This window comes from Rhizobacter sp. Root1238 (assembly GCF_001425825.1).
Lineage (GTDB): Bacteria > Pseudomonadota > Gammaproteobacteria > Burkholderiales > Burkholderiaceae_C > Rhizobacter.
Genome location: NZ_LMDM01000015.1, coordinates 121,350 through 144,838, shown reverse-complemented (window position 1 = coordinate 144,838; position 23,489 = coordinate 121,350). Strand labels below are relative to the sequence as shown.

The window sequence follows — 23,489 nt, the reverse complement described above, 5'->3', positions numbered from 1 at the left end:
CTTCGAATGTCGAAGTCTAGGGCCTGCGCCGTACCGCTTCTTACATGCAGCCGTACCGATTCTTGCGATCAGCTCGGCGGTGCCGCTGCACGACAATCCGCTGACAATCCGTTGCAGCCCCTGATTTCACCGAGTCTTCCACGACGGCGCCGACATGACCTCCTTGAGCCTCCCGCAGGTGACCCTCTGCTGCGTCGACTCCACCCCGCGACTCGACTGGTCGTTGAAAGCCTTGCGGCATTGCCTGGCCCAGGTGTCGTTCGGCGATGCCTTCGTGTGCACGGACCGCGCTTCGTTGGCCGGCCAGCCGCTGCCCGACGGCCTGCGCTGGGTCGAGATCGCGCCGCTGGACGGCATCGAGGCCTACTCCGATTTCATGATCAAGGGCCTCGCGCCGCACCTGCGCACCAGCCACCTGCTGGTCGTGCAGTGGGACGGCTACGTGCTGAACCCGTCGGCCTGGCGCGACGAGTTCCTGTCGGTCGACTACATCGGCGCGCCGTGGAACCACATCCCGCAGCCGTGGAAGGTCGGCAACGGCGGCTTCTCGCTGCGCTCCGCGCGCCTGCTGCAGGCGCTGCAGGATCCGGCGTTCGTGCCGGCCCATCCGGAAGACATCTACATCTGCAAGACGCAGCGGGCGGCGCTCGAGGCCCGCGGGCTGCGCTTCGCGCCGCTCGAGATGGCCGAACGCTTCGCGGTCGAGGACGGCGCGCTGTCGGCCGGGGTGTTCGGCTTCCACGGGCCGTACCACCTGCCGGCCCTGCTGCCGCCCGGCGAGGTGCTGGCCTTCGTCGAATCGCTGCCGACCCGCGCGCTGCGGGCGCACTACTTCGGCAGCCTGCTGCGCGAACTGGTGCGCGGCGCACGGCGCGATCCGGCGATGCAGCCGGCGCTGGCGGCCTTCGAGCGGCTGGTGCTGCGGGCGATCGACGAGTTCGACGACCCGGCCAGCCTGTCGCCGCAGGCGCTCGGCATGCTGAAGGCGCTGATCCGCCACGGCCCGCATGCGGCCGCCGCCCGGCTGCTGGCGCGCCGGCGCGCGGCCTCGGGCCGGCGCTTCGGCGAGCCGAAGCTGTGGCTGCGCCTGCAATTCAACGCACTGCGCGCGGCAGTGCAGGCCCGATGACGGCCGCGCCGGGCCTGCTCGCGCGCTATGCGGGCGCGACATGGACGCCGCCGTTCCCGCAGGCGCTGCCCTCCAATGCGACGGACTACGCGGCGCGCGCGTCGCCCTGGCAGGTGGCCCGCCGCCGTGCGCTGCGCGAGCTGAACCTCGCGCTGCGCGGGCAAGGCGCGCTGCTGCGGCAGCACATCGACCCGGCGCAGCACCGCCGCATCCTGTGGATCCACCAGGGCACGCCGCAGGTCGGCGATTCGCTGATGGACCTGGCGGCGCGGGTGCTGCTGCAAGGGCGCGTCGCGCGGCTCGACCTGCTGACCGATGCCCACCTGCTGCCGCTGTACCGCAGCGATGCGGTGTTCTCGACGGTGGCCTCGTCGGCCCGCGAGCTGCCCGCCGACGGCTACGACCTGGTGATGCTGCACAGCATGTCGTCGCGCTCGGTGCGCGACAAGCTGCGGCACTTCCGCCGCGTGCCGTTCGTGCACGTGCAAGGCTGCTACACCGGCCCGGAATTCAACCGCACGCTGTTCGGCTTCTACCGGCTGGCCCAGTTGATGGGCTTGCCGGGCGCGGCGCTCGAGGCGGTGGCTCGCCCGACGATGCAGGCGTCGCACGCCGCGCATGCCGCGATCGCCGCGCTGGCGATCCCGCCGGGCGCGATCGCGGTCGCGCTCGGCGGCGTGCGCGACTGGCGCACCTACACCCGCTGGATCGACGTGCTGCGCGGGCTGGCCGCGACCGGCCGGGTGCCGCGCGTGGTGCTGGTCGGTGCCGACAACGGCCTCGCGATGCGCGACGCGATCGTCGCCGCCGAGATCGGCCTGCCGCTGATCGACCGCGTCGGCCGCCACAGCCTCCCCGAGGTGCACGAGCTGATCGGCCGCTGCGCGCTCGCGCTGTGCGCCGACGGTGGCCTGCTGCATGTGGCCCACACCACCGACACGCCGGTGGTCGCGCTGTTCGCCGGCGAGATCCTGCCGGCCTACCGGGTCACGTCGGCCAACCGGACGACCTCGCTGCACGGTGCGCGGCAGGTCGACGACATCGATCCCGACGCGGTGCTCGCCGCGGCGCTGGCCTGCCTCAACGCGGCGCCGCGCTGACGGCCGTGTCGACGGGCCCCAGCAGGCGGCGGTAGATCGCGAGATAGGCCTCGGCCGCGCGGTCCCAGCGGAACTGCGCCGCATGGGCGCGGATCGCCAGCCCCTCGCGCAGCAGGCGCGGTGTTTCGGTCTCGATGGTGCGGCGCATCGCCGCCGGCTCGAAACTGTCGAAGTAGCCGGCATGCGGGCCGCCGACCTCCGGCAGGCTGGTCAGCCGCGACAGGAACACCGGCTTGCCGAAGTGCATCGCCTCGAGCGGCGGCAGCCCGAAGCCTTCGGTCAGCGACGGGAACACGAAGGCCTGGCAGTGCGCGTACAGCCAGGTCTTCTGCGCGTCGCTGACCTCCTGCACCACCGTCACGTTCGCGAGCCCGCGCTCGCGCACCTGCGCCGCGAGCCGGTCGGAGTCGCCGGTGCGCGGCCCGGCGAGCACCAGCGCCTGCTGCGGCCACAGCGCGGCCATGTCGACCAGGCTCTGCGGGTTCTTCGACTTCGCCATGCGGCTCAGGTGCAGCAGGTAGCGGCCCGGCACGATGCCGGGTACCGCGTCCTGCGCATGGGCGTTCAGGTCGCGCGCGCCGTTCGGGATCACGCTGATCGGGCCGGTCCAGCCGAGGTGGCGGCGGATGTCGCCCTCGACATGGTGCGTCAGCGTCGTCACCTCGTCGAAATGGCGCAGCCGGCGGCGCAGCTTGTCGAGCGCCTTGCGGGCGGCCGGTTCGGCGTCGTGGTAGACCGGGTTCAGGTCGTGGATGGTCAGCAGCGCCTGCCGCGTGCCGAGCGGCGGGACGATGCGGCCGAGCTGGTTCAGCCCGTGCCAGACGTCGAAGCGCTTCAGTCCCTGCCAGTGCCAGTAGCCCTGCAGCTTGCGGGTGGACAGGTAGCCGACCTGGTCGCCGAAGCGGCCGTGCCAGCGCGCCGGCATGTGCAGGTGGAACTGCACGCCGTGCTGCTCGCGCCATGCGGGTGCCACGCGCGCAACGTGCTCGCAGACCTGGGTCGAGAACTCGCCGAGCCCGTCGCTCAGCGAATCGATCATGCCGAGGCTGATGCCGATGCGGTGTCGAGGGGGCGTCATGCCACCAGTCGGTAGTGCTTGCGGCTCAGGTCGACCCCCAGCAGCCGCTCGACGCGCATCGACCACCGGTGCTTGCGCTCGCGGCCCGTCAGCACGTGCGCCGGGTCGGGCGCGAAGTGCTGCTCGGCCTCGTCGCGCAGCCAGTCGGCCATCAGCGCCGGGTGCGTGCCGGTGTACGGCACCAGCGACTGCGGATCGATGTTGCCGTAGTGCACCTTCGGCGCGCCGTGCGACCAGTACTTGCTCACCTGGTCGAGCTTGGCCTGCATGTAGTCGGTGCGCCGCACATGGCCGTAGTGGTAGATGTGCGCGTTGGCCAGCGCCGCGTTCGGGTGGCGGCCGCGGCGGTGCTTGTCCATCACGACCCAGAACTGGCCGTCGGGCGCATAGCTGCGGATCGTGTTGCGGATCAGCCGGCATTCGCGCCGGTACCAGGCGGGGCTGGTCGCCAGCCAGTGCGGCGAGCCGTAGAAGTGCAGGTAGTCGAACACCAGCGCCTCGATGCGCCGGTCGGCATGGTGGCGCTCGACCGACGCGCGGATCGCCGCCAGCTCGGCCTCGTGCAGCACCTCGTCGCCCTCGAGGTAGAAGGCCCAGTCGCCGGTGCAGGCGTACTGCGCGATCATCTTCTGCTGCGCGTAGACGAAGCCGCGCGACTCCATGCGCTCGTTCCACACGGTGTCGATCAGCCGGATCTTCGGGTCGCCGATCGCCAGCAGCCGCTCGCGGGTGTCGTCCTCGCCGCGGCCGACCGCGATCACGAACTCGTCGACCAGCGGCAGCAGCGAGCGCACCGAGGCCTCGAACGGAAAGCCCAGCCTGACGCCGTTGCGCAGGAAGGTGAAGCCGCTGATGGATGCCACCGCAGCAGCCGTCATGAAGCGTCCGCCGACAGGCGTGCCAGTTCGGCCGCACTCCACTTCCTGTCGATCGGGATCAGGCGCGTGGCGTCCGCGAAGGCCGGCGGGCGGGACCGCAAGGTCACGCGGATGTAGTGGTGCACGAACACGTCGAGCGCGATGTGCAGCGGGCGGATGTCGCCGACCTCGACCGCGCGCTTCTTGGCGCGCAGGAACAGGTCGGCATCGGCGGCCTGGATGCGCTCGTCCCACAGCCCGATGCGGTCGATCGCGCGCCGGTTCATCAGCACCGAATTGCCGACGTAGCCTTCGATCACCAGGCCTTCGAACTGCTCGGCGCGCTCGCGGCAGAAGCGCTCCCAGTCGCCATACATCCAGCGGTGCGACAGGCCGAGCCACGGCTGCTTCGCGCCGAAGAAACGCACCGGCAGCGACGCGCGCTTCCAGCGCCGGCGCAGCGCGTGCGTCGCCTCGGGCGTCTCGATGCGCTCGATGCCGCAGACCGTCAGCGCGTCCAGCCCGTGCAGTTCGGCGTTGGCGATGAGGCGGCTGTCCCAGGCCGGCGGCACGACGATGTCGTTGTTCAGGAACGCGAGCCAGTCGCCCTGCGCCGCCGCGATCCCCTGGTTCTGCGTGTACGGGTAGGAGAAGTTCTGCGCATTGCGGATCACCTTGGCGCCGACCGATTCGAAGAACTCGGCCGAGCCGTCGGTCGACGCGTTGTCGATGATGATCAGCTCCGACGGCAGCCGCGTGCAGCGCTGCAGGTGCTCGACGAACCAGCGGTTCATCTCCAGCTGGTTGTGCACGGCGGTGATGATGCTCAGTCGGGTCATCCTCGGGTCTCCGGTGGCGCGGCGTGGGGGGTCCGGAATTGCAGCGAATGCAGGTGCGCGAACAGCCCGCCCTGGGCGATCAGCTCGGCGTGCGTGCCTTGCTCGACGACGCGGCCGCCCTCGAGCACCAGCACGCGGTCGGCGGCCTTGATGGTCGACAGCCGGTGCGCGATCACGAGGCTGGTGCGGCCCTTCATCAGCCGGTCGAGGGCCTCCTGCACCAGGCGCTCGGATTCGGAATCGAGCGCCGAGGTGGCTTCGTCGAGGATCAGGATCGGCGCGTCCTTGTAGATCGCGCGGGCGATCGCGAGGCGCTGCCGCTGGCCGCCCGACAGCTGGTTGCCGTTGTGGCCGATCATCGTGTCCAGCCCCTGCGGCATCTCGTCGACGAACTTCAGCAGGTTGGCCCCGCGCAGGGCTTCGCGCACGCGGGCGGTGTCGATGGTGCGCGCTTCGTCGGGGCCGGTGTCGCCGAGCGCGACGTTGGCCGCGACGGTGTCGTTGAACAGCACCACGTCCTGGCTCACCAGCGCGAACTGGCGCCGCAGCGCGACCATGTCCCACTCGCGCAGCGGCCGGTCGTCGAGCAGCAGCTCGCCGTCGCTCGGCTCCAGGAAGCGCGGCAGCAGGTTCACCAGCGTCGTCTTGCCGGCGCCCGACGGCCCGACCAGCGCGACCGTCTCGCCGATGTCCAGCCGCAGGTTCACGTCGACCAGCGCCGGCGCCTGGTCGGTCTTGTAGCGCAGGCCGACGTGGCGCATCTCGATGCGGCCCTGGGCGCGTCCCGGGTCGTGGCTGCCGCCTTGCTCGACCGGTGCGTCGGTGATCAGCGCGACGCCGCGCTCCAGCGCCGCCAGCCCGCGCGTGATCGGCCCGGCCACCTCCGACAGGTGCTTGATCGGCGCCAGCAGCATCAGCATGCTGGTGATGAAGGCCGCGAAGCTGCCCGCGGTGCTGCCGGAGTGGGTGCTCTGCCACAGCGCCGCGACGATCACCGCCGACAGGCCGCAGGCGGCGATCATCTGGGTCACCGGCGTCATCGTCGCGGCGGCCATCGTCGACTTGATCGACAGCCGGCGCAGCGTGTCGCTGAGCGCGCGGAAGCGCCCGGCCTGGCCGGCCTCGGCGCCGTGCAGGCGCACGATGCGCCAGGCCAGCACGTTTTCCTCGACCACGTAGGCGAGCTGGTCGGTGGCCTGCTGGCCCTCGACCGTCAGGCGGTGCAGCCGCTTGCTGAGGACGCGCATCACGAAGGCGACCGCCGGCACCAGCACGCCGACGAACAGCGTCAGCTGCCAGTTCACCCACAGCAGGTAGGCCAGCAGCGCGACCAGCGTGGCCGAATCGCGCACCAGCGTCATCACCGAGCCGACCAGCAGGCCGGCGCCGCCCTGCACCTCGTAGGTGAGCGTGTTGGTCAGGCTGCTGGCGGTGCTGTGGCTGAAGAGGGTCGGCTGCACCGTCATCAGGCGCTGGAACATCGCGGTGCGCAGCGCCAGCGTGCCGCGGTTGGCCGACCAGGCGAGCCCGTACTGGGCGACCAGCCCGGCGACGCCGCGGATGAAGAACAGCCCGATGATCGCCACCGGCACCGTCCACAGCGGAATGCCGTCGGCGGTGAAGCCCTTGTCGAGCAGCGGCTTCATCAGCGCCGGGATCACCGGTTCGGTCAGCGCGCCGATGATCGAGCCGACGATCATCAGGACGAAGCCCTTGCCGCTGTCGGCGAAATAGGGCGCCAGGCGCTTCAGGCGGGATCGCAGTGGCAGGGCCGGGGGCAGGGTGGGGGTGCTCATTCCGGGCGCATTATCGTTCGCCGGCACTGCCTACAATCCGCGCACCTCCGCTGCACGCACCTTTCGCCTTCCATGTCCGCTCCGAACCTGTCGGTCATCGTCATCACGCACAACGAAGGCCACCAGATCGCGGACTGCCTGAAGAGCGTCGCGTTCGCCGACGAGTGGATCGTCGTCGACTCCGGCAGCACCGACGACACCCGCGAGCAGGCCGCCGCGCTCGGCGCCCGCGTGACCCGCAGCGACGACTGGCCCGGCTTCGGCCGGCAGAAGAACCGGGCGCTCGACCTGGCGCAAGGTCGCTGGGTGCTGAGCCTGGACGCCGACGAGCGGGTCAGCGAGCCGCTGGCGGCAGCGATCCGGGCGGCGGTGGCGCCCGGCGCCGGCGACGCCGGCAGCCCCGCCGGCTACCAGTTGTCACGCCTTTCTCGTTTCTGCGGACAGTGGATGCGCCATGGCGACTGGTACCCTGACCGGGTCACCCGGCTCTTCCTGCGCGGACGTGCCCGCTTCACCGACGACCTGGTGCACGAGCGGCTCGACGTGCAGGGGCCGGTGGGGCGCCTTCCCGGCGACCTGCTGCACGAGACCATGCCGACGCTGCACGACGCGCTGGACAAGATGAACCGCTACAGCAGCGGGCGCGCCGTCGACAAGGTGCGGGCCGGCCGCGCCGGCGGCCTGGGTACGGCGCTTGCCCATGGTGCCTGGGCGTTCTTCAGGGCCTACCTGCTGCGGCGGGGCTTCCTGGACGGGCGGCTGGGGTTCGTGCTGGCGGTCTACAACGCCGAAGGCACCTATTACCGATACCTGAAAATGGCGTTCGTGGACGCCGCCGGAACCAAGACCACAATTTGAGATCAGGACACTGGATGCTGAACCGACGTCATTTCTCCGCTGCCTCCGGACTGGCCTTGTGCGCGCCGGCCTTCACCCCTGCGCTGGCGCAGTTCCGCGTGGAGATCGCCGGGGTCGGCGCCACGCAGGTGCCGATCGCGATCGCGAAGTTCCGCGACGAAGACAAGACCACGCAGGCGCTGTCGGCCATCATCCGCGCCGACCTGGAGCGCGCCGGCGTGTTCCGCGGCATCGACACCAGCGTCGCGATCGACGAGACCGCGCAGCCGGTGATGGGCGAATGGCGCACCCGCGGCGCCGACGCGCTGGTCGCCGGCTCGGTCACCCGGCTGGCCGACGGCCGCTTCGACGTGCGTTTCAAGCTCTGGGACATCGTCAAGGGCCAGGAGCTCGGCGGCCAGAGCAATGCGGTGCAGCCGGCCGACCTGCGCCTGGCCGCCCACCGCATCGCCGACTACGTCTACGAGAAGCTGACCGGCGACAAGGGCGTGTTCTCGACCCGCATCGCCTACGTCACCCGCACCGGCAGCCGCTATGCGCTGCGCATCGCCGACGCCGATGGCGAGGGTGGCCAGGTCGCGCTGAACAGCCCCGAGCCGATCATCTCGCCGGCCTGGGCGCCGAACGGCCAGGAACTGGCCTACGTGTCGTTCGAGAAGCAGAAGGCCATCGTCTACGTGCAGAGCGTCGCCACCGGCGAGCGCCGCGTGATCGCCAACTTCCGCGGCTCGAACAGCGCGCCGGCCTGGTCGCCCGACTCCCAGTCGCTGGCCCTCACGCTGAGCCGCGACGGCATCTCGCAGCTCTACCTGATGCCACGCAACGGCGGCGAGCCGAAGCGCATCACGACCAGCCAGGCGATCGACACCGAACCGGTGTTCACGCCGGACGGCCGCACGCTGTACTTCGTCAGCGACCGCGGCGGCGGCCCGCAGGTGTACCGCACGCCGCTCGGCGGCGGCGCGGTCGAGCGCGTCACCTTCTCGGGCAGCTACAACATCAGCCCGTCGCTCAGCCCGGACGGCCGCAACCTCGCCTACATTTCCCGCCAGGGCAACGCCTTCCGGCTGTACCTGATGGACCTGACCAACCCGGGCGCGACGCCGCTGGCACTGAGCGACACCAGCGACGACGAGAGCCCGAGTTTCGCGCCGAACGGCCGGCTGATCATCTACGCATCGCGCGCGCAAGGGCGCGACGTGCTGATGACCACCACGCTGGACGGCAAGATCAAGGCGAAGCTGGTGTCGACAGCCGCCGATGTCCGTGAGCCCATGTGGGGCCCGTACGGCCGCTGAAAAAACGGCCGGCGCATTTTTCCCGACGACATTTTTTTCGACGACAACACGACCAGGAGTTCAACATCATGAAATCAACACATCTCGCCCTTCTCGCTGCTCTGACCTCGGCCCTGCTGGCCGGCTGCGCCTCCGGCGTCAAGCTCGACGACAAGCCGGCCCCGGTCGAAAACCGTTCGACCGGCGGCACCGCGTCGAACAGCGGCGCCAACAACGCCGGTACCTCGCAGTCGCAGGTCGCGAGCGTCGACCTGACGAAGAACGCGCCGGCGCCCGCCAGCAGCGTCATCTACTTCGACTACGACAGCTACGTCGTGAAGGACGAGTTCCGCCCGACGGTCGAAGCGCAGGCCAAGAGCCTGTCGGCCAACAAGTCGAAGAAGGTCTCGGTCGAAGGCCACACCGACGAGCGCGGCGGCCGCGAGTACAACCTGGCGCTCGGCCAGAAGCGTGCCGAGGCGGTCGTGAAGTCGCTGGAGCTGCTGGGCGTGTCGCAGTCGCAGGTAGAAGCCGTCAGCTTCGGCAAGGAGCGTCCGGCCGTGCAGGGCAGCGACGAAGCGGCCTGGGCGAAGAACCGCCGCGCTGAATTCAACGCCAAGTAAGCCGGAGGCCTGGCAATGCAATCGATTCTTCGCGGACGGTCCGGCGGCGCGTGGTGGGCGCCGCTGCTGGCGGCCTTCGCCCTGGTGACGGCGCCGGCCGCGCACGCCGGGCTGTTCGACGACGACGAGGCGCGCCGGGCCATCCTCGACTTGCGCGGCAAGCTCGAGGAGAACAACAAGCTGCAGGCGCAGCGCCAGGCCGAGATGAACGCGCAACTGCTCGAAGAGATCGGCAAGCTCAAGCGCAGCCTGCTCGATCTCAACACGCAGATCGAGCTGATGCGCAGCGATGCGGCGAAGCTGGTCGGCCAGAACGAGCAGCTGACGCGCGACGTGTCCGACCTGCAACGCCGGCAGAAGGACATCGCACAGGGCGTGGACGACCGCATCCGCAAGCTCGAACCGCAGAAGGTCACGATGGACGACAAGGAGTTCCTGGTCGATCCCGAAGAGAAGAAGCAGTTCGACGATGCGATGGCGGTGATGCGCAAGGGCGACTTCCCCGGCGCGGCGTCGGCCTTCGTCGCCTTCCGCCAGCGCTACCCGGCCAGCGGCTACAACGACGTGGCGCTGTTCTGGCTCGGCAATGCGCAGTACGGCAAGCGTGAATACCGCGAAGCCACCGCGTCGTTCCGCGAATTGCTGAAGGTTGCGCCGGCGAGCCCGCGCGCGCCCGAGGCGCTGCTGTCGATCGCCAACTGCCAGCTCGAACTGAAGGACGCGAAGGGCGCGAAGCGCACGCTGGACGACCTGCTGAAGACCTACCCGAAGTCCGAAGCCGCCGAGGCGGCCAAGGAGCGGTTGGCGTCGATGAAGTGATGACAGGCGCGCTGCCGTGAACGCCGTCAACGACCTGCCTGTCTCCGGTCTGCCTCTGGCCGATCTGGATGTGCCCGACCTGGAGCGCCGTTTCGGCGGCCTGCGCCGCCTGTACGGCGACGCCGGCTACCGGCGGCTGCGCGCCTTGCGGGTCGCGGTCGTCGGGCTCGGCGGCGTCGGCTCCTGGACGGCCGAGGCCCTGGCACGCAGCGGGGTTGCCACGCTGGTGCTGATCGACATGGACCACGTGTCCGAGTCGAACATCAACCGGCAGGTGCAGGCCACCGGCACCACGCTCGGCAAGTCCAAGGGCGAGGCCCTGCGCGAGCGCATCGCCGACATCCACCCCGGCTGCGAGGTGCTGCTGGTCGACGACTTCGTCGCCGCCGACAACTGGCCGGCGCTGCTGCCCGGCCCGGTCGATGCGGTGATCGACGCCTGCGACCAGGTGCAGGCCAAGCTCGCGATGGCGCAGTGGGCGATCGCGACGCGCACACCGCTCGTGATGGCGGGCGCCGCCGGCGGCAAGCGCCGGCCGCAGGCGGTCGAGGTCGACGACCTCGCGAACGTCACGCACGACCCGTTGCTTGCCTCGCTGAGGCAGCGCCTGCGCAAGCACCATGGCGCGCCGCGCAGCGCCACGATCGGCGTGCGCTGCGTGTTCTCGCGCGAGGCCGTCGCGATGCCGGTCGCCGACGGCGAGGCCTGCGACCTGGCGGCCACCCCGGGCGACGGCAGCCTGAATTGCCACGGCTACGGCTCGACCGTGGTCGTCACGGCAACATTCGGACTGGTGCTGGCGTCTGAAGCGATCGAAATCGGGCTACAATCTGCGCTCCGCTGAGTTGAAGCGGTGCTCGCAAAGATGTTCAAACATCGCACGAGCATCATTCACGGATAACCCTGCAAGTGATGCTATAGTCATGGGCTTGCTGGGTTGTTAGCTCAGTCGGTAGAGCAGCGGACTTTTAATCCGTTGGTCGCAGGTTCAAGTCCTGCACAACCCACCAGGTTTTATTGATCGGGAGGTTTCCCGAGCAAGGGCTCCTAGCTCAGTTGGTAGAGCAGCGGACTCTTAATCCGTTGGTCGACAGTTCGAATCTGTCGGGGCCCACCAACACAGAAACCCCGGACAGTCAGCAGCAATGCGACTCTCCGGGGTTTTCCTTTTCTGTGATTTCCTTTTCCGTGCTTTCGTCTTATGCAGCCTCGGCGCAGCGGATGATGCGGTGCAGCCAGACACCGCGTTCCTTGCGCCCGGGCATGATGCCCATGCCCAGCTGTCGTGCCGCGCTCAGGATGTCGACCGCCTCGACCATGTTCCGGGTGTCGATGATGCAGTAGAGCTGCCGGTCCCGTCCCTCCACGCCGAACGACAGCCGGACACCGTCCGGGCCTCGCCGTCGAATGCTTTCCATCAACTCGCGAACGAACCTGGCGCCGTCGCCGGCCTCGGCGAAGTCGGCGTTGTCAGTGAAGAGGCGTGTCTGCATGGGGCCTGCGTCGTGAGCGGTCGGGCGATGCGCGAGATGGTGGCGGACCGCCGACCCGATGAGAATCGGCAAACGCCTGAAGCGGACGTAGGACGGTTTCCAGGCCGTGCGCCCCGCCGCAGGCCCACACACTGTTGCGTCGGCGTCCTACGGGTGCCGCCGGCCCGCGGCCGCACCATCCGATCCACCCTTTCCAGGAGACTCGATGCAGCGCGATGGCCAGGTCCGCGTGCGGGGGGCGCGCGAACACAACTTGAAAGACGTCGACGTCGACCTCCCGCGCGATGCGCTGGTGGTGTTCTCCGGCGTCTCGGGATCCGGCAAGTCCTCGCTCGCGTTCGGCACGCTGTATGCCGAGGCGCAGCGCCGGTATCTCGAATCGGTGGCGCCGTATGCGCGACGGCTGATCGACCAGGCCGGCGTGCCCGACGTCGATTCGATCGACGGCCTGCCGCCCGCGGTCGCGCTGCAGCAGCAGCGCGGCACGCCGAGCGCCCGTTCGTCGGTGGGCAGCGTGACGACGCTGTCGAGCCTGGTGCGCCTGCTGTATTCGCGCGCCGGCCACTACCCGCCAGAGCAGCCGATGCTGTATGCCGAAGACTTCTCGCCGAACACGCCGCAAGGCGCCTGCCCGCATTGCCATGGGCTCGGCCATCTCTTCGATGTGACCGAGCGCGCGATGGTGCCGGACCCGTCGCTGACGATCCGCGAGCGCGCGATCGCCGCCTGGCCGCCCGCCTGGCACGGGCAGAACCTGCGCGACATCCTGGTCACGCTCGGGCACGACGTGGACGTGCCGTGGCGCGACCTGCCGCGCAAGACGCGCGACTGGATCCTGTACACCGACGAGCAGCCGACCGTGCCGGTCTACGCCGGTTTCACGCCCGCCGAGACGCGCGCCGCGTTGCGCCGCAAGCTCGAACCGAGCTACCAGGGCACCTTCACCAGTGCGCGCAACTACGTGCTGCACACCTTCGCCTCCACGCAGAGTGCGCTGATGAAGAAGCGTGTCGCGCGCTTCATGAGCGGCACCGTCTGCCCGGTCTGCCACGGCAAGCGGCTGAAGCCGCAGGCGCTGTCGGTGACCTTCGCCGGCGTCGACATCGGGACGATGTGCGAATGGCCGCTGAACCGCGTGGCCCAGTGGCTGGCGCCGGCCGCCCAGGGGCGCTTCGATGCGCCCGCCGATGCCGCGACGCGCAGCCGCGATGCAGGCCGTCGCGACACGCGGCGGCGCGTTGCGGCCGGCGGCTCGGCGCATGCTGCGTCGCCCGATGTGCGGCGCACGCCGGAGCTGTCGGAAGAGAAGCGCATTGCCGCGCAGCGCATCGCGCACGACCTGTGCGAGCGCATCGCCACGCTGCAGCAACTCGGGCTGGGCTACCTCTCGCTCGACCGCGCGACGCCCACGCTGTCGCCCGGCGAGTTGCAGCGCTTGCGGCTGGCGACGCAGATCCGCTCCAACCTGTTCGGTGTCGTCTACGTGCTCGACGAGCCGTCGGCCGGACTGCACCCGGCGGACAGCGAGGCCTTGATGCGCGCGCTCGACCAGCTGAAGCAGGCCGGCAACACGCTGTTCGTCGTCGAGCACGACCTGGAGATGATGCGCCGTGCCGACTGGCTGATCGATGTCGGGCCGGAGGCCGGCGAGCGCGGTGGCGAGGTGCTGTACAGCGGGCCGCCCGACGGGCTGCGGCAGGTGGCCGCGTCGCAGACGGCGCGCTACCTGTTCGCCGCGTCTTCCAGCCATGCGAGCCGCACCGTGCGCTCGCCCAGTGGCTGGCTGGCGCTGCGCGGCATCACGCGCAACAACCTGCACGGCGTCGATGCGGAATTCCCGCTTGGCTGCTTCACCGCGGTGACAGGCGTCTCCGGCTCCGGCAAGTCCAGCCTCGTCAGCCAGGCGCTGGTCGAGCTGGTGAGCGCGCACCTCGGCCACGAGCCGGTGGTCGAAGAGGAGGCCGACCCGTCGATGCCGCAGGGCCCGTTGCGGCCGTCCGGTGGCCGCCTGCAGGCCGGCGCCGACGCGCTGAAGCGCCTGGTCGTCGTCGACCAGCGGCCGATCGGCCGCACGCCGCGCTCCAACCTGGCCACCTACACCGGCCTGTTCGACAACGTGCGCAAGATGTTCGCCGCCAGCCCGGCCGCGAAGAAGAAGCGCTACGACGCCGGCCGCTTCTCGTTCAACGTGGCGAAGGGCCGCTGCGACACCTGCGAGGGCGAGGGCTTCGTCAGCGTCGAGCTGCTGTTCATGCCGAGCGTCTATGCGCCGTGCCCGACCTGCCACGGCGCGCGCTACAACCCGGACACGCTGAAGATCACCGTGCGCGACCGCCACATTGCGCAGGTGCTGGCGATGACGGTCGACGAGGCGTGCGCGTTCTTCGCCGACGATGCGGCGGTGCTGAAGCCGCTGCAGCTGTTGCGCGACATCGGGCTCGGCTACCTGCGGCTCGGCCAGCCGGCGACCGAGCTGTCGGGCGGCGAGGCACAGCGCATCAAGCTCGCGACCGAACTGCAGCGCGCGCAGCGCGGCAACACGCTGTATGTGCTGGACGAGCCGACCACCGGGCTGCACCCCGCCGATGTCGACAGGCTGATGGCGCAACTGCAGGGCCTGGTCGATGCCGGCAACACCGTGGTGGTGGTCGAGCACGAGATGCGGGTCGTCGCCGCGAGCGACTGGGTCATCGACGTGGGGCCCGGAGCCGGCGAGGAGGGCGGCCGCATCGTCGCGACGGGCACGCCTTCGGAGGTCGCTGGCTCATCGACGGGCCCGACGGCGCGCTACCTGGCCCGCCATGTCGACGGCCGTGCATGACGCGCGGCAGGCTCAGCCCTGGCGCCTCCAGCGCGCCCGGCACAGCGCGGCCAGTTCGATCGCGCCCCACAGCAGGCTGCTCGCGACTGCGACGCCGATCTGCCATGCGTGTCCCGGCCGCATCGGCAGCCGGCGGATGATGCCGCTCATCGGCGTCTCCTGAATTGACGATGCGGCACCGTAGCAAGCGTTCATGACGGTTTGATGGCAGACCGCGCGTGCGAGGCGCGCTATCCTGCTCGCGCACCCCGACGCCCCCGCAGCCTTGCAAACCCCGGCCGAACTGATCGAACTGCAGCGCCTGATCGACGAGGGCGGCACGCACCTGAGCGCGCGCGTGCTGTGCGAGGTCGATGCGGGTGGCGGTGCCGATGGTGGCGCAGCGGCGCAGCGCCTGCCGGTGATCGCGGTGGCGCTCGGCAACCCGGCGCCCGACATCCCCGCGGTCGGTTTCTTCGGCGGCGTGCACGGGCTGGAGCGCATCGGCTCGGCGGTCGTGATGGCGCACCTGCGCAGCCTGGTGATGCGGCTGCGCTGGGACGAGTCGCTGCACCGCCAGCTCGACGGCGTGCGCATGGTCTTCATGCCGGTCGTCAACCCGGGCGGCATCGCGCGCGGCACGCGAGCCAACCCGCAAGGCGTCGACCTGATGCGCAATGCGCCGGTGGATGCGCGGGACCGCGTGCCCTTCCTGCTCGGCGGCCAGCGCCTCAGCGCGTCGTTGCCGTGGTACCGCGGCCCGGCCGGCGCGCCGATGCAGCCCGAGAGCGCCGCGCTGTGCCGGGTGGTCGAGGAAGACCTGCTCGCGCGGCCGTTCAGCCTGACGGTCGACTGCCACTCGGGTTTCGGGCTGCGCGACCGGCTGTGGTTTCCGTACGCGCACACCCGCGCGCCGATGGCCCACCTGCCCGAGATGGACGCGCTGCACGGCATCTTCCAGCAGTCGCATCCGAACAACCGCTATGTGTTCGAGCCGCAGAGCCGCCAGTACCTCGCGCACGGCGACCTGTGGGATCACCTCTACCAGCGCGCGTCGGCGCTGCCGCAGCGCCTGCTGCTGCCGCTGACGCTGGAGATGGGCTCGTGGCTGTGGGTCAAGAAGAACCCGCGCCAGCTGTTCTCGCGCCACGGCATCTTCAACCCGCTGATCGCGCACCGCCAGCAGCGCGTGCTGCGCCAGCACATGGCACTGCTCGATTTCCTCGCGCGTGCCGCGGCGAGCTGGCAGCGCTGGCTGCCGTCGTCCGCATCGCGCGAGCGCCATGGGCAACTCGCGCTGCAGCGCTGGTACGGCGCCGGCGCGTCGTCGTAGCGCGACGGCAACAAGCCGGCGCAAGGGGAAATCAACCCCCTCGAATGCGCGATGTCGCAACAAAGTGTGCGTCCGTAAAGTGGGTTCATCCGCCAACGACGGGCCCCCCGAATGGACACCAACTACCTTCCTGCCTTCGACCAGGCGATGCAGTTCCTGTACGAGAAGCACGGCAATGCGATCAGCGAGGACCTGGTGCAGGCCTACTGCGTGCGAGGCCTGCTCAGCGAGACCGACGGCGTGCTGACGCTGACCGACCGCGGCCGTGCGATGTTGCGCAAAGCGCCTGTTGCTCGGCAGCTACGTCAGTTACAGCCCTGAAATATCGAGCTTTCTTCCTACACGCAAACCGACACGGCGCGAATACGCTGAAAACCATGTCGGACCTGCACCAAAGCCTTCGCCACATGGGACTGCCCCAGCTGCTGCTGGCGCTGATCTTCCTGTGCAGCTATGGCATGGCACTGGGCGGGATGCTCGGCGCCACCGGGCGTTGGCGGGCAGCCGGTGTCGCCGCATCGTCGGCCATCGGGTTCGGCTTCCTGACCGACCCGTGGGAGCACGCGGTGATGATGGTGGCGTTCGCGGTGATCGGCTTCGGGCTCTTCCTGGCGCTCGCCTGGTTGCTGGCGCGGGCGCCCGAATGGTTCCTGCGCGGCGAGCCGGTCGAGACACCGATGGCGTCGCGCGAGAACCTGGCCGACGTCGGCATCGAGGCCGACGTTCCGGTGCGCACGCCGGTCCCCGCGACCCCGCACCGCCCTGGCTTCGGGCTCTGATCCATACTCTGCGGCTCGCGGAGCAACCGGCCGCGGCGCCTAGGACAGATCGGGACTTCGTCCTACACCGTGGCCCAGACCCCCGCCTTAGCATGACTTCGGGGTTGGGCCGCTGGTAATGCTCCTCCGAATTCGGCGGTCCCTTGGCGGTCAGTGCAATGCACTGACCGCCTCTTCTCTTGTGGGTTGTGGGTTCATTTTCAGGAGCGATGCGATGGCGATGGGAACGATCAAGCAAGCGGCCGGGCTCTGCGCCTCGCTGGCGCTGGTGGCCGCAGCAGGATGCGCATCGACCACCCGCCTCGATTCGCAATGGAGCGATCCGGCCGCCGCGCCGACCTCGTTGCAAGGCGCCAAGGTGCTGGTGGTGTGCGAGGCCGATGAGGCGCCGCTGCGCCAGATCTGCCAGGACCAGATGCGCGCCGAAGTCACCGCGCGCGGCGCCACCGCGGTGGCCTTCGACGACGCCGATCGCAACATCGCCGGCACCGCGGCCAGCGCCTCCCGACCCACCGCCGACTACGTCGGCATCGCGCGCGACCGCGGCGCCACCGCGGTGCTTCGCACGCGCGCGATGCCCTCGTTGTCGCGCCCCGACAGCGGCGTGAGCCTCGGATTCGGACTCGGCACCTTCGGCTCCGGCGTCGGGCTCGGCGTCGGCATGTCGACACCGGTCGGCGGCGGCGGCAATGCGACGGTCGGCTATGCGGCCGAGACCAGCATCACCGACGTCCGCAGCGGCAAGCTGATGTGGACCGGCCGCGCGACCACCGCGCCGTCGAAGGAGGTCAACAAGCAGATGGCCGAACTGGCGACCGCGTTGCTCTCCGGCGCGCAGAAGGCCGGCTGGTTCTGAGCGGATGCCCGGCATGAAGCGCGCTGCGGCAGGGCTGCTGGCGGCGCTGCTCGCCGGCTGCGCGGGCTATGACCCCGGCGGGCTGATGCCCGGAGCCACGCTCGGCGCGGTTACCGAGCGCATGGGGCCCCCCACCGGGGAGCGTCCGCTTCCGGATGGTGGCAAGCGGCTCGAATACGCGCGCGGCCCGTTCGGCAAGCACACCTACATGCTCGATGTCGATGCACAGGGTCGGCTGAGCGGCTGGCAGCAGGTGCTGACCGAAGCGCGCTTCAATGCGGTGACGATCGGCACGCCGGGCGAGCAGATCCTGTTCGACTTCGGCCGTCCGGCGCAGCAGCAGCGCATCGGCCGGCAGCACCTGACGGTGTGGTCGTACCGCTACGAGACGCCGTTCTGCCAGTGGTTCCAGGTCAGCGTCGGCGATGATGGCAAGGTGGTCGAGACCGGGTATGGCATCGACCCGATCTGCGACTACAACGACCACGACAACGACCGACCATGAGCGCTCCTGCTTCGATTTCCCTGTATGGCATCCCGAACTGCGACACCGTCAAGAAAGCCCGCCAGTGGCTGGCCGGGCAGGGCGCCGAGGTGCAGTTCCACGACTTCAAGAAAGAGGGCGTGCCCGATGCGCTGATCGACGGCTGGCTGCAGCAGGTCGACTGGGAGACGCTGCTCAATCGAAAGGGCAACACGTGGCGTGGGCTCGATGACGCGACCAAGGCGGGCGTGACCGAGGCGGCCTCGGCGCGTGCGGTGATGCAGGCGCAGCCCAGCACGATCAAGCGGCCGGTGGTGCGATGGCCCGACGGTCGCGTGACCGTCGGGTTCTCGGAAGACCAATTCGCTCAGGCCCTCCGCCCCCGTTCGCCCTGAGCCTGTCGAAGGGCCTGCTTGAACGGGACGAGGGCTTCGACAGGCTCAGCCCGACCCTTCGACAGGCTCAGGGCGAGCGGAGGGGGCATCAGGCAGCCAGCAGTTGGCGGAGCACGAACGGAAGAATCCCGCCGTGCTTGTAGTAGTCCACCTCGATCGGCGTGTCGATGCGCAGCGTCAGCTTCACGTCGTGCGTGGTGCCGTCCACGCGCTTGATCACCAGCGTGGCTTCCTGTTGCGGCTTCAGGTCGGCGCCCAGCAGCACGTCGAAGGTCTCGTCACCGGTGATGCCCAGCGACTGCCATGAATCCGTGCCGCGGAACTGCAGCGGCAGCACGCCCATGCCGACCAGGTTGGACCGGTGGATGCGCTCGTAGCTGCGCGCCACCACCGCCTTGATGCCCAGCAGCTGCGTGCCCTTGGCCGCCCAGTCGCGCGACGACCCGGTGCCGTACTCCTCTCCGGCGAACACGATGGTCGGCGTGTTCTGCGCCATGTACTTCATCGCCGCGTCGTAGATGAACATCTTCTCGTTGCCCGGCTGGAAGCGCGTCACGCCGCCTTCCTCGCGGCTGCCGTCGGCCGCGGGCGGGATCATCAGGTTCTTGATCCGCACGTTGGCGAAGGTGCCGCGCACCATCACGTCGTGGTTGCCGCGGCGCGAGCCGTAGCTGTTGAAGTCGGCTTTCAGCACGCCGTTCTCCTTCAGCCACAGGCCGGCCGGCGAGGCCTCCTTGATCGAGCCGGCCGGCGAGATGTGGTCGGTGGTGATCGAGTCGCCGAACAGCGCCATCGCGCGCGCGCCCTTGACGCCCGCATCGACCAGCGCCGGCGTCATGTGGAAGTCGTCGAAGAACGGCGGCTTCGCGATGTAGGTGCTGTGCGGCCAGGTGTAGGTCTCGCCCTTCACGCCCTTGATCTGCTCCCACAGCTTGCCCGGCTTGCGGTCGATCTTCTCGTAGTTGTCGCGGTAGGCCCCGGCATTCATCGCGAACTTCATCAGCTTGGCGATCTCGTCCGCGGTCGGCCAGATGTCGCCGAGGTAGATGTCTCGCCCGCCCTTGCCCTTGCCGACCGGCTCGGTCATCAGGTCGCGCGTTGCGTTGCCGGCGATCGCGTAGGCGACCACCAGCGGCGGCGATGCGAGGAAGTTCGCCTTCAGGTTCGGGTGGATGCGTGCCTCGAAGTTGCGGTTGCCCGACAGCACCGCGGCGCACACCAGGTCGTTCTTCGTGATCAGCTCGTTCAGCTCGGGCGTCAGGTCGCCGGCATTGCCGATGCAGGTCGTGCAGCCGTAGCCGGCCAGGTTGAAGCCAAGCTTGTCGAGGTAGGGCGTGAGGCCGGTCTTCTCGAGGTACTCGGTGACGATGCGCGAGCCGGGCGCGAGCGAGGTCTTGATGTGCTTGGCCACGGTCAGGCCGGCTTCCACCGCCTTCTTGGCCAGCAGACCGGCGGCCAGCAGCACCGCCGGGTTCGAGGTGTTGGTGCACGAGGTGATCGCGGCGATCAGCACGTCGCCGTTGCGCACCTCCAGGCCGTCCTTCGTCGTGAACACCTGGTGCAGCTTTTCGGCCGGCTGGTTGAAGCCGTTGGCCGAGACCGGCTTGCTGAACAGCTCGGTGAACTCGCTCTTCATCTTGCCGAGCTCGATGCGGTCCTGCGGGCGCTTCGGGCCGGCCAGCGACGGCGTCACCGTCGACAGGTCGAGCGAGACTTCCTTCGAGAAGTGGATGTCGCCCGACTTCGGCACGCCGAACATGCCCTGCGCCCTGAAGTAGCTCTCGAACGCATCGATCTCGGCCTTGCTGCGGCCGGTGCCCTTGAAGTAATCGATGGTCTTGCCGTCGACCGGGAAGAAGCCCATCGTCGCGCCGTATTCGGGCGCCATGTTCGCGATGGTCGCGCGGTCGGGCAGCGACAGCGTGCTGGTGCCCTCGCCGAAGAACTCGACGAACTTGCCGACGACCTTCTCGCGGCGCAGCAGCTCGGTCACGGTGAGCACCAGGTCGGTCGCGGTCACGCCTTCGCGCAGCTGGCCGGTGAGTTCGAGGCCGACCACGTCGGGCGTCAGGAAGTAGACCGGCTGGCCGAGCATGCCGGCTTCGGCCTCGATGCCGCCGACGCCCCAGCCGACCACGCCGATGCCGTTGATCATCGTCGTGTGGCTGTCGGTGCCGACCAGCGAATCGGGGTAGTAGACGCCGTCCTTCTGGTGCACGCCGCGCGCCAGGTATTCGAGGTTCACCTGGTGCACGATGCCGAAGCCGGGTGGCACGACGCCGAAGGTGTCGAAGGCCTGCATGCCCCACTTCATGAACTCGTAGCGCTCGTTGTTGCGCTGGAACTCCAGCTTCATGTTCAGGTCGAGGGCGTTCTTGGTGCCGTAGTAGTCGACCATCACCGAATGGTCGACGACAAGGTCGACCGGCACCAGCGGCTCGATGGTCTTCGGGTTCTTGCCCATCGCGCCGGCCACGCTGCGCATCGCGGCCAGGTCGGCCAGCAGCGGCACGCCGGTGAAGTCCTGCAGCACGACGCGGGCGACGACGAACGGGATCTCGTCGACGCGATCGGCCGTCGGCTGCCAGTTGGCGAGCTGGGCCACGTGCTCCGGCGTGACCTTCTTGCCGTCGCAGTTGCGCAGCACCGATTCGAGCACGATGCGGATCGAGATCGGCAGCTGGCTGACGTTCGGGTGGGTCTTGGCGAGTTCCGGCAGCGAGAAATACTGCCCAGCCTTGCCCGAGCCGGTCTTCAGCGTCTTCAGCGTGTTCGCGAAGGCGTGGTCCGGGGCAGGGGCGGATTTGCGGGCGGACTTCTTGGTGGACTTGTCGTCTTGGGCCATGGGCAGCTCTCCGTGGGGGGTCATCGCAAAGGGCGTGTCGAACGATTGTGCCCCCGGGCGCTGCAAGATCCGTGACACGGCTCACGAAAACCCCATGCGCTGGCCCCGGTGGGAAAACCGGCGCCCGGCCGGCGGGCAGAGGCACTGTGTGAAGTGAGCGGTATTCCTGCGCTTATTGCCCTGACCGGCGGGAGGCGGTCCTGCCCACAATGGGGCGAACCGATATCCTCCGGCCCCACGGACGCCCCACGCATGGACACCCGCCCCGCTTCGCCCACCGCCGCCGCGACCCCCGCCGAGGTGGAGCGCGAAATCGCGCATGCCCGTTCCGGCGGGATGCAGCTCAACGAGCTGCTCGACCGCGCCCAGAGCCTCGCGCAGCGCGGGCTGGCCGAGGCGTCGGCCCAGCTGTACGAAAACTGGATCTCCCACACCGAATCGCCGTGGCGCCACGTCGCGTGCTTCAACTGGGGCACCGTGCTCGGGCTGATGAACCGCCATGCCGAGGCCGAGCAGGCCTACCGCCGGGCGCTGGTCTTCCATGCCGATTTCCCGCAGGCGCGCCTGAACCTGGGCCACCAGCTGGAGCACCTGGGCCGCCCGGAAGAGGCGCTGGCCGAATGGCGCACCGTCGTCGACATCACCGCATCGAACCCGCAGGGCCTGAAAGAGATCCGGCTGCATGCGCTGAACAACCTGGCGCGATTGCTCGAAATGCAGCGCCGCTTTGCCGAATCCGAAGCCGCGCTGGTGCTCAGCCTCGAACTGAAGGCCGACCAGTCCGACGTGCTGCAGCACTATGTGCACATCCGCCAGAAGCAATGCGAATGGCCGGTCTACCAGGCGGTCGGCGAGGTCACGCCGAACCAGCTGATGGTCGGCACTTCGCCGCTGGCGACGCTGGGGCTGAGCGATGACCCGGCCGTGCAGCTGATGGCCGCGCAGCGCTTCGTGCACACCCGCGTGCCGAAGCCGCCGGCCGTGCCGGCCCACGCCGGCCGCCCGCCGCGCACCGGCCGCATCAAGGTCGGCTACCTGTCGGGCGACCTGTGCATGCACGCGGTCGGCCTGCTGACCGCCGAACTGCTGGAGCTGCACGACCGCAGCCGCTTCGAGGTGCACGGTTTCTGCTGGTCGCGCGAGGACGGCACGCCTCTGCGCGCGCGGCTGCGCAAGTCGATGGACGTCTTCGTGCCGCTGGCCGGCGTCGACGACGCGACCGCGGCGCAACTGATCGCGCAGCACGGCATCGACGTGCTGGTCGACCTGCAGGGCATCACCAACGGCGCGCGGCCGGCCATCCTCGGCCACCGCCCGGCGCCGGTGCAGGTCAGCTACCTCGGCCTGCCGGCCACCTCGGGGCTGCCGGGCGTCGACTGGATCCTGGCCGACCGCTTCGTGATGCCGCCCGAGCTGCTGCCGTACATGACCGAGAAGCCGCTGTACGTGCCGCACTGCTACCAGGTCAGCGACCGCCAGCGCGAAAGCGGCGCGGTGCCGACGCGCGCCCAGTACGGGCTGCCCGAAGACGCCTTCGTGTTCTGCTCGTTCAACAACAACCACAAGTTCACCGAGCCGGTGTTCGCGAGCTGGATGCGCATGCTGCAGCAGGTGCCGCGCAGCGTGCTGTGGCTGCTGGCCGACAACGAATGGGCGCAGGAGAACATGCTGCGCCAGGCCGATGCGTTCGGCATTGCGCGCGAGCGGCTGGTCTTCGCGCCGCGGGTGATGCCGGCCGACTACCTGGCGCGCTTCCCGCTGGCCGACCTGTTCCTCGACACCTTCCCGTACAACGCCGGCACGACCGCGAGCGATGCGCTGTGGATGGGCCTGCCGATCCTCACCTGCGCCGGCCGCACCTACATCGCGCGCATGGCCGGCAGCCTGCTGACGGCGGTCGGCCTGCCCGACCTGATCACGAACTCGATCGACGACTACGAGCGGCTGGGCGTGCAGCTGGGCCACAACCCGGCGCGCATCGCGTCGTACAAGCGCTACCTGGCCGAGCACGGCCGGCAATCGAAGCTGTTCGACGTGCCGGGCCTGGTGCGCGACATCGAGGCCGAGTTCGAGCGGCTCGCGCTGCAGCACCGCGGCTGAACGAGCCGGACCCGCGCGCCCCACCTGA

Annotated in this window: 22 protein-coding genes and 2 tRNA genes; 17 read left to right on the top strand and 7 right to left on the bottom strand. The window is 69.5% G+C overall.

Annotated features, from left to right (window positions below; all coding sequences use genetic code 11):
- Positions 1-154: 154 nt before the first annotated feature.
- Together ASC98_RS31085 and ASC98_RS31080 are read left to right on the top strand one after the other, a co-directional pair.
- Complete coding sequence (locus ASC98_RS31085) at positions 155-1,129, top strand: DUF5672 family protein (protein ID WP_162249225.1); 975 nt, start codon at positions 155-157, stop codon at positions 1,127-1,129.
- Positions 1,126-2,229: a glycosyltransferase family 9 protein gene (locus ASC98_RS31080; RefSeq protein ID WP_056811927.1), complete on the top strand. Its 1,104-nt coding sequence runs from the start codon at positions 1,126-1,128 to the stop codon at positions 2,227-2,229. The genes ASC98_RS31085 and ASC98_RS31080 overlap by 4 nt, the downstream gene beginning before the upstream one ends.
- Here ASC98_RS31080 and ASC98_RS13950 read toward each other — a convergent pair.
- From ASC98_RS13950 to msbA, 4 genes are read right to left on the bottom strand one after another with little or no spacing between them, the layout of a single operon-like run.
- A complete protein-coding gene (locus ASC98_RS13950) occupies positions 2,210-3,307 on the bottom strand; it encodes a glycosyltransferase family 1 protein (protein ID WP_157597696.1) in 1,098 nt (365 codons plus the stop codon). The two genes, ASC98_RS31080 and ASC98_RS13950, sit on opposite strands and share 20 nt — an antisense overlap.
- Positions 3,304-4,185, bottom strand: a complete 882-nt coding sequence (locus ASC98_RS13945) for a glycosyl transferase (protein ID WP_056811921.1) — start codon at positions 4,183-4,185, stop codon at positions 3,304-3,306. The genes ASC98_RS13950 and ASC98_RS13945 overlap by 4 nt, the downstream gene beginning before the upstream one ends.
- Positions 4,182-5,003: a glycosyltransferase family 2 protein gene (locus ASC98_RS13940; protein ID WP_056811918.1), complete on the bottom strand. Its 822-nt coding sequence runs from the start codon at positions 5,001-5,003 to the stop codon at positions 4,182-4,184. Before ASC98_RS13940 ends, ASC98_RS13945 begins: the two co-directional genes overlap by 4 nt.
- Complete coding sequence (msbA, locus tag ASC98_RS13935; protein WP_056811915.1) at positions 5,000-6,799, bottom strand: lipid A export permease/ATP-binding protein MsbA; 1,800 nt, start codon at positions 6,797-6,799, stop codon at positions 5,000-5,002. The genes ASC98_RS13940 and msbA overlap by 4 nt, the downstream gene beginning before the upstream one ends.
- Positions 6,800-6,871: 72 nt before the next feature.
- On the opposite strand from msbA, the gene ASC98_RS13930 reads away from it, so the two are divergent.
- The 7 genes from ASC98_RS13930 (at position 6,872) to ASC98_RS13900 (ending at position 11,493) form a co-directional block, all read left to right on the top strand.
- Positions 6,872-7,657: a glycosyltransferase family 2 protein gene (locus ASC98_RS13930; protein WP_056811912.1), complete on the top strand. Its 786-nt coding sequence runs from the start codon at positions 6,872-6,874 to the stop codon at positions 7,655-7,657.
- A gap of 14 nt (positions 7,658-7,671) precedes the next feature.
- Entirely contained in the window at positions 7,672-8,955 is a 1,284-nt protein-coding gene (tolB, locus tag ASC98_RS13925) for a Tol-Pal system beta propeller repeat protein TolB (protein WP_056811909.1), read from the top strand.
- A 68-nt stretch (positions 8,956-9,023) separates the two neighbouring features.
- Complete coding sequence (gene pal / locus ASC98_RS13920; protein ID WP_056811906.1) at positions 9,024-9,557, top strand: peptidoglycan-associated lipoprotein Pal; 534 nt, start codon at positions 9,024-9,026, stop codon at positions 9,555-9,557.
- A 15-nt stretch (positions 9,558-9,572) separates the two neighbouring features.
- Entirely contained in the window at positions 9,573-10,376 is an 804-nt protein-coding gene (gene ybgF / locus ASC98_RS13915; protein WP_056811903.1) for a tol-pal system protein YbgF, read from the top strand.
- 16 nt (positions 10,377-10,392) lie between these two features.
- Entirely contained in the window at positions 10,393-11,220 is an 828-nt protein-coding gene (locus ASC98_RS13910) for a ThiF family adenylyltransferase (RefSeq protein WP_235581264.1), read from the top strand.
- Positions 11,221-11,310: 90 nt separating this feature from the next.
- Positions 11,311-11,386, top strand: a tRNA-Lys gene (locus ASC98_RS13905).
- A gap of 31 nt (positions 11,387-11,417) precedes the next feature.
- Positions 11,418-11,493 (top strand) — tRNA-Lys (locus ASC98_RS13900).
- Between the two features lie 82 nt (positions 11,494-11,575).
- Here the strand turns inward: ASC98_RS13900 and ASC98_RS13895 are convergent.
- On the bottom strand, positions 11,576-11,869 hold the full coding sequence (locus ASC98_RS13895) for a hypothetical protein (protein ID WP_056820037.1): 294 nt from the start codon (positions 11,867-11,869) through the stop codon (positions 11,576-11,578).
- 205 nt (positions 11,870-12,074) lie between these two features.
- Here ASC98_RS13895 and ASC98_RS13890 point away from each other — a divergent pair, with 205 nt between their 5' ends.
- On the top strand, positions 12,075-14,690 hold the full coding sequence (locus tag ASC98_RS13890) for an excinuclease ABC subunit UvrA (RefSeq protein WP_056811898.1): 2,616 nt from the start codon (positions 12,075-12,077) through the stop codon (positions 14,688-14,690).
- Positions 14,691-14,702: 12 nt separating this feature from the next.
- On the opposite strand, the gene ASC98_RS30370 is transcribed toward ASC98_RS13890, so the two are convergent.
- A complete protein-coding gene (locus ASC98_RS30370; RefSeq protein WP_157597697.1) occupies positions 14,703-14,840 on the bottom strand; it encodes a hypothetical protein in 138 nt (45 codons plus the stop codon).
- A 115-nt stretch (positions 14,841-14,955) separates the two neighbouring features.
- On the opposite strand from ASC98_RS30370, the gene ASC98_RS13885 reads away from it, so the two are divergent.
- The 6 genes from ASC98_RS13885 to ASC98_RS13860 all read left to right on the top strand — a co-directional run bounded on the left by ASC98_RS13885 (position 14,956) and on the right by ASC98_RS13860 (position 18,516).
- Positions 14,956-16,002, top strand: coding sequence for a M14 family zinc carboxypeptidase (locus ASC98_RS13885; RefSeq protein ID WP_056811895.1), 1,047 nt, complete (start codon positions 14,956-14,958; stop codon positions 16,000-16,002).
- A gap of 111 nt (positions 16,003-16,113) precedes the next feature.
- Complete coding sequence (locus tag ASC98_RS13880) at positions 16,114-16,323, top strand: hypothetical protein (RefSeq protein ID WP_056811890.1); 210 nt, start codon at positions 16,114-16,116, stop codon at positions 16,321-16,323.
- A gap of 86 nt (positions 16,324-16,409) precedes the next feature.
- The gene (locus ASC98_RS13875) at positions 16,410-16,781 is read left to right on the top strand and encodes a hypothetical protein (protein WP_056811887.1); all 372 of its coding nucleotides are present in this window, start codon (positions 16,410-16,412) and stop codon (positions 16,779-16,781) included.
- A 214-nt stretch (positions 16,782-16,995) separates the two neighbouring features.
- Positions 16,996-17,637 (top strand): hypothetical protein, encoded by a 642-nt coding sequence (locus ASC98_RS13870; RefSeq protein ID WP_056811883.1) that lies wholly within the window; start codon positions 16,996-16,998, stop codon positions 17,635-17,637.
- A 13-nt stretch (positions 17,638-17,650) separates the two neighbouring features.
- Entirely contained in the window at positions 17,651-18,142 is a 492-nt protein-coding gene (locus ASC98_RS13865) for a hypothetical protein (protein ID WP_235581263.1), read from the top strand.
- A complete protein-coding gene (locus tag ASC98_RS13860) occupies positions 18,139-18,516 on the top strand; it encodes an ArsC family reductase (RefSeq protein ID WP_056811875.1) in 378 nt (125 codons plus the stop codon). Before ASC98_RS13865 ends, ASC98_RS13860 begins: the two co-directional genes overlap by 4 nt.
- 88 nt (positions 18,517-18,604) lie before the next feature.
- On the opposite strand, the gene acnA is transcribed toward ASC98_RS13860, so the two are convergent.
- On the bottom strand, positions 18,605-21,361 hold the full coding sequence (acnA, locus tag ASC98_RS13855) for an aconitate hydratase AcnA (protein ID WP_082541615.1): 2,757 nt from the start codon (positions 21,359-21,361) through the stop codon (positions 18,605-18,607).
- Between the two features lie 252 nt (positions 21,362-21,613).
- Here acnA and ASC98_RS13850 point away from each other — a divergent pair, with 252 nt between their 5' ends.
- Positions 21,614-23,461 (top strand): acetylglucosamine transferase, encoded by a 1,848-nt coding sequence (locus tag ASC98_RS13850; protein WP_056811872.1) that lies wholly within the window; start codon positions 21,614-21,616, stop codon positions 23,459-23,461.
- The last annotated feature ends 28 nt before the right edge of the window (positions 23,462-23,489 follow it).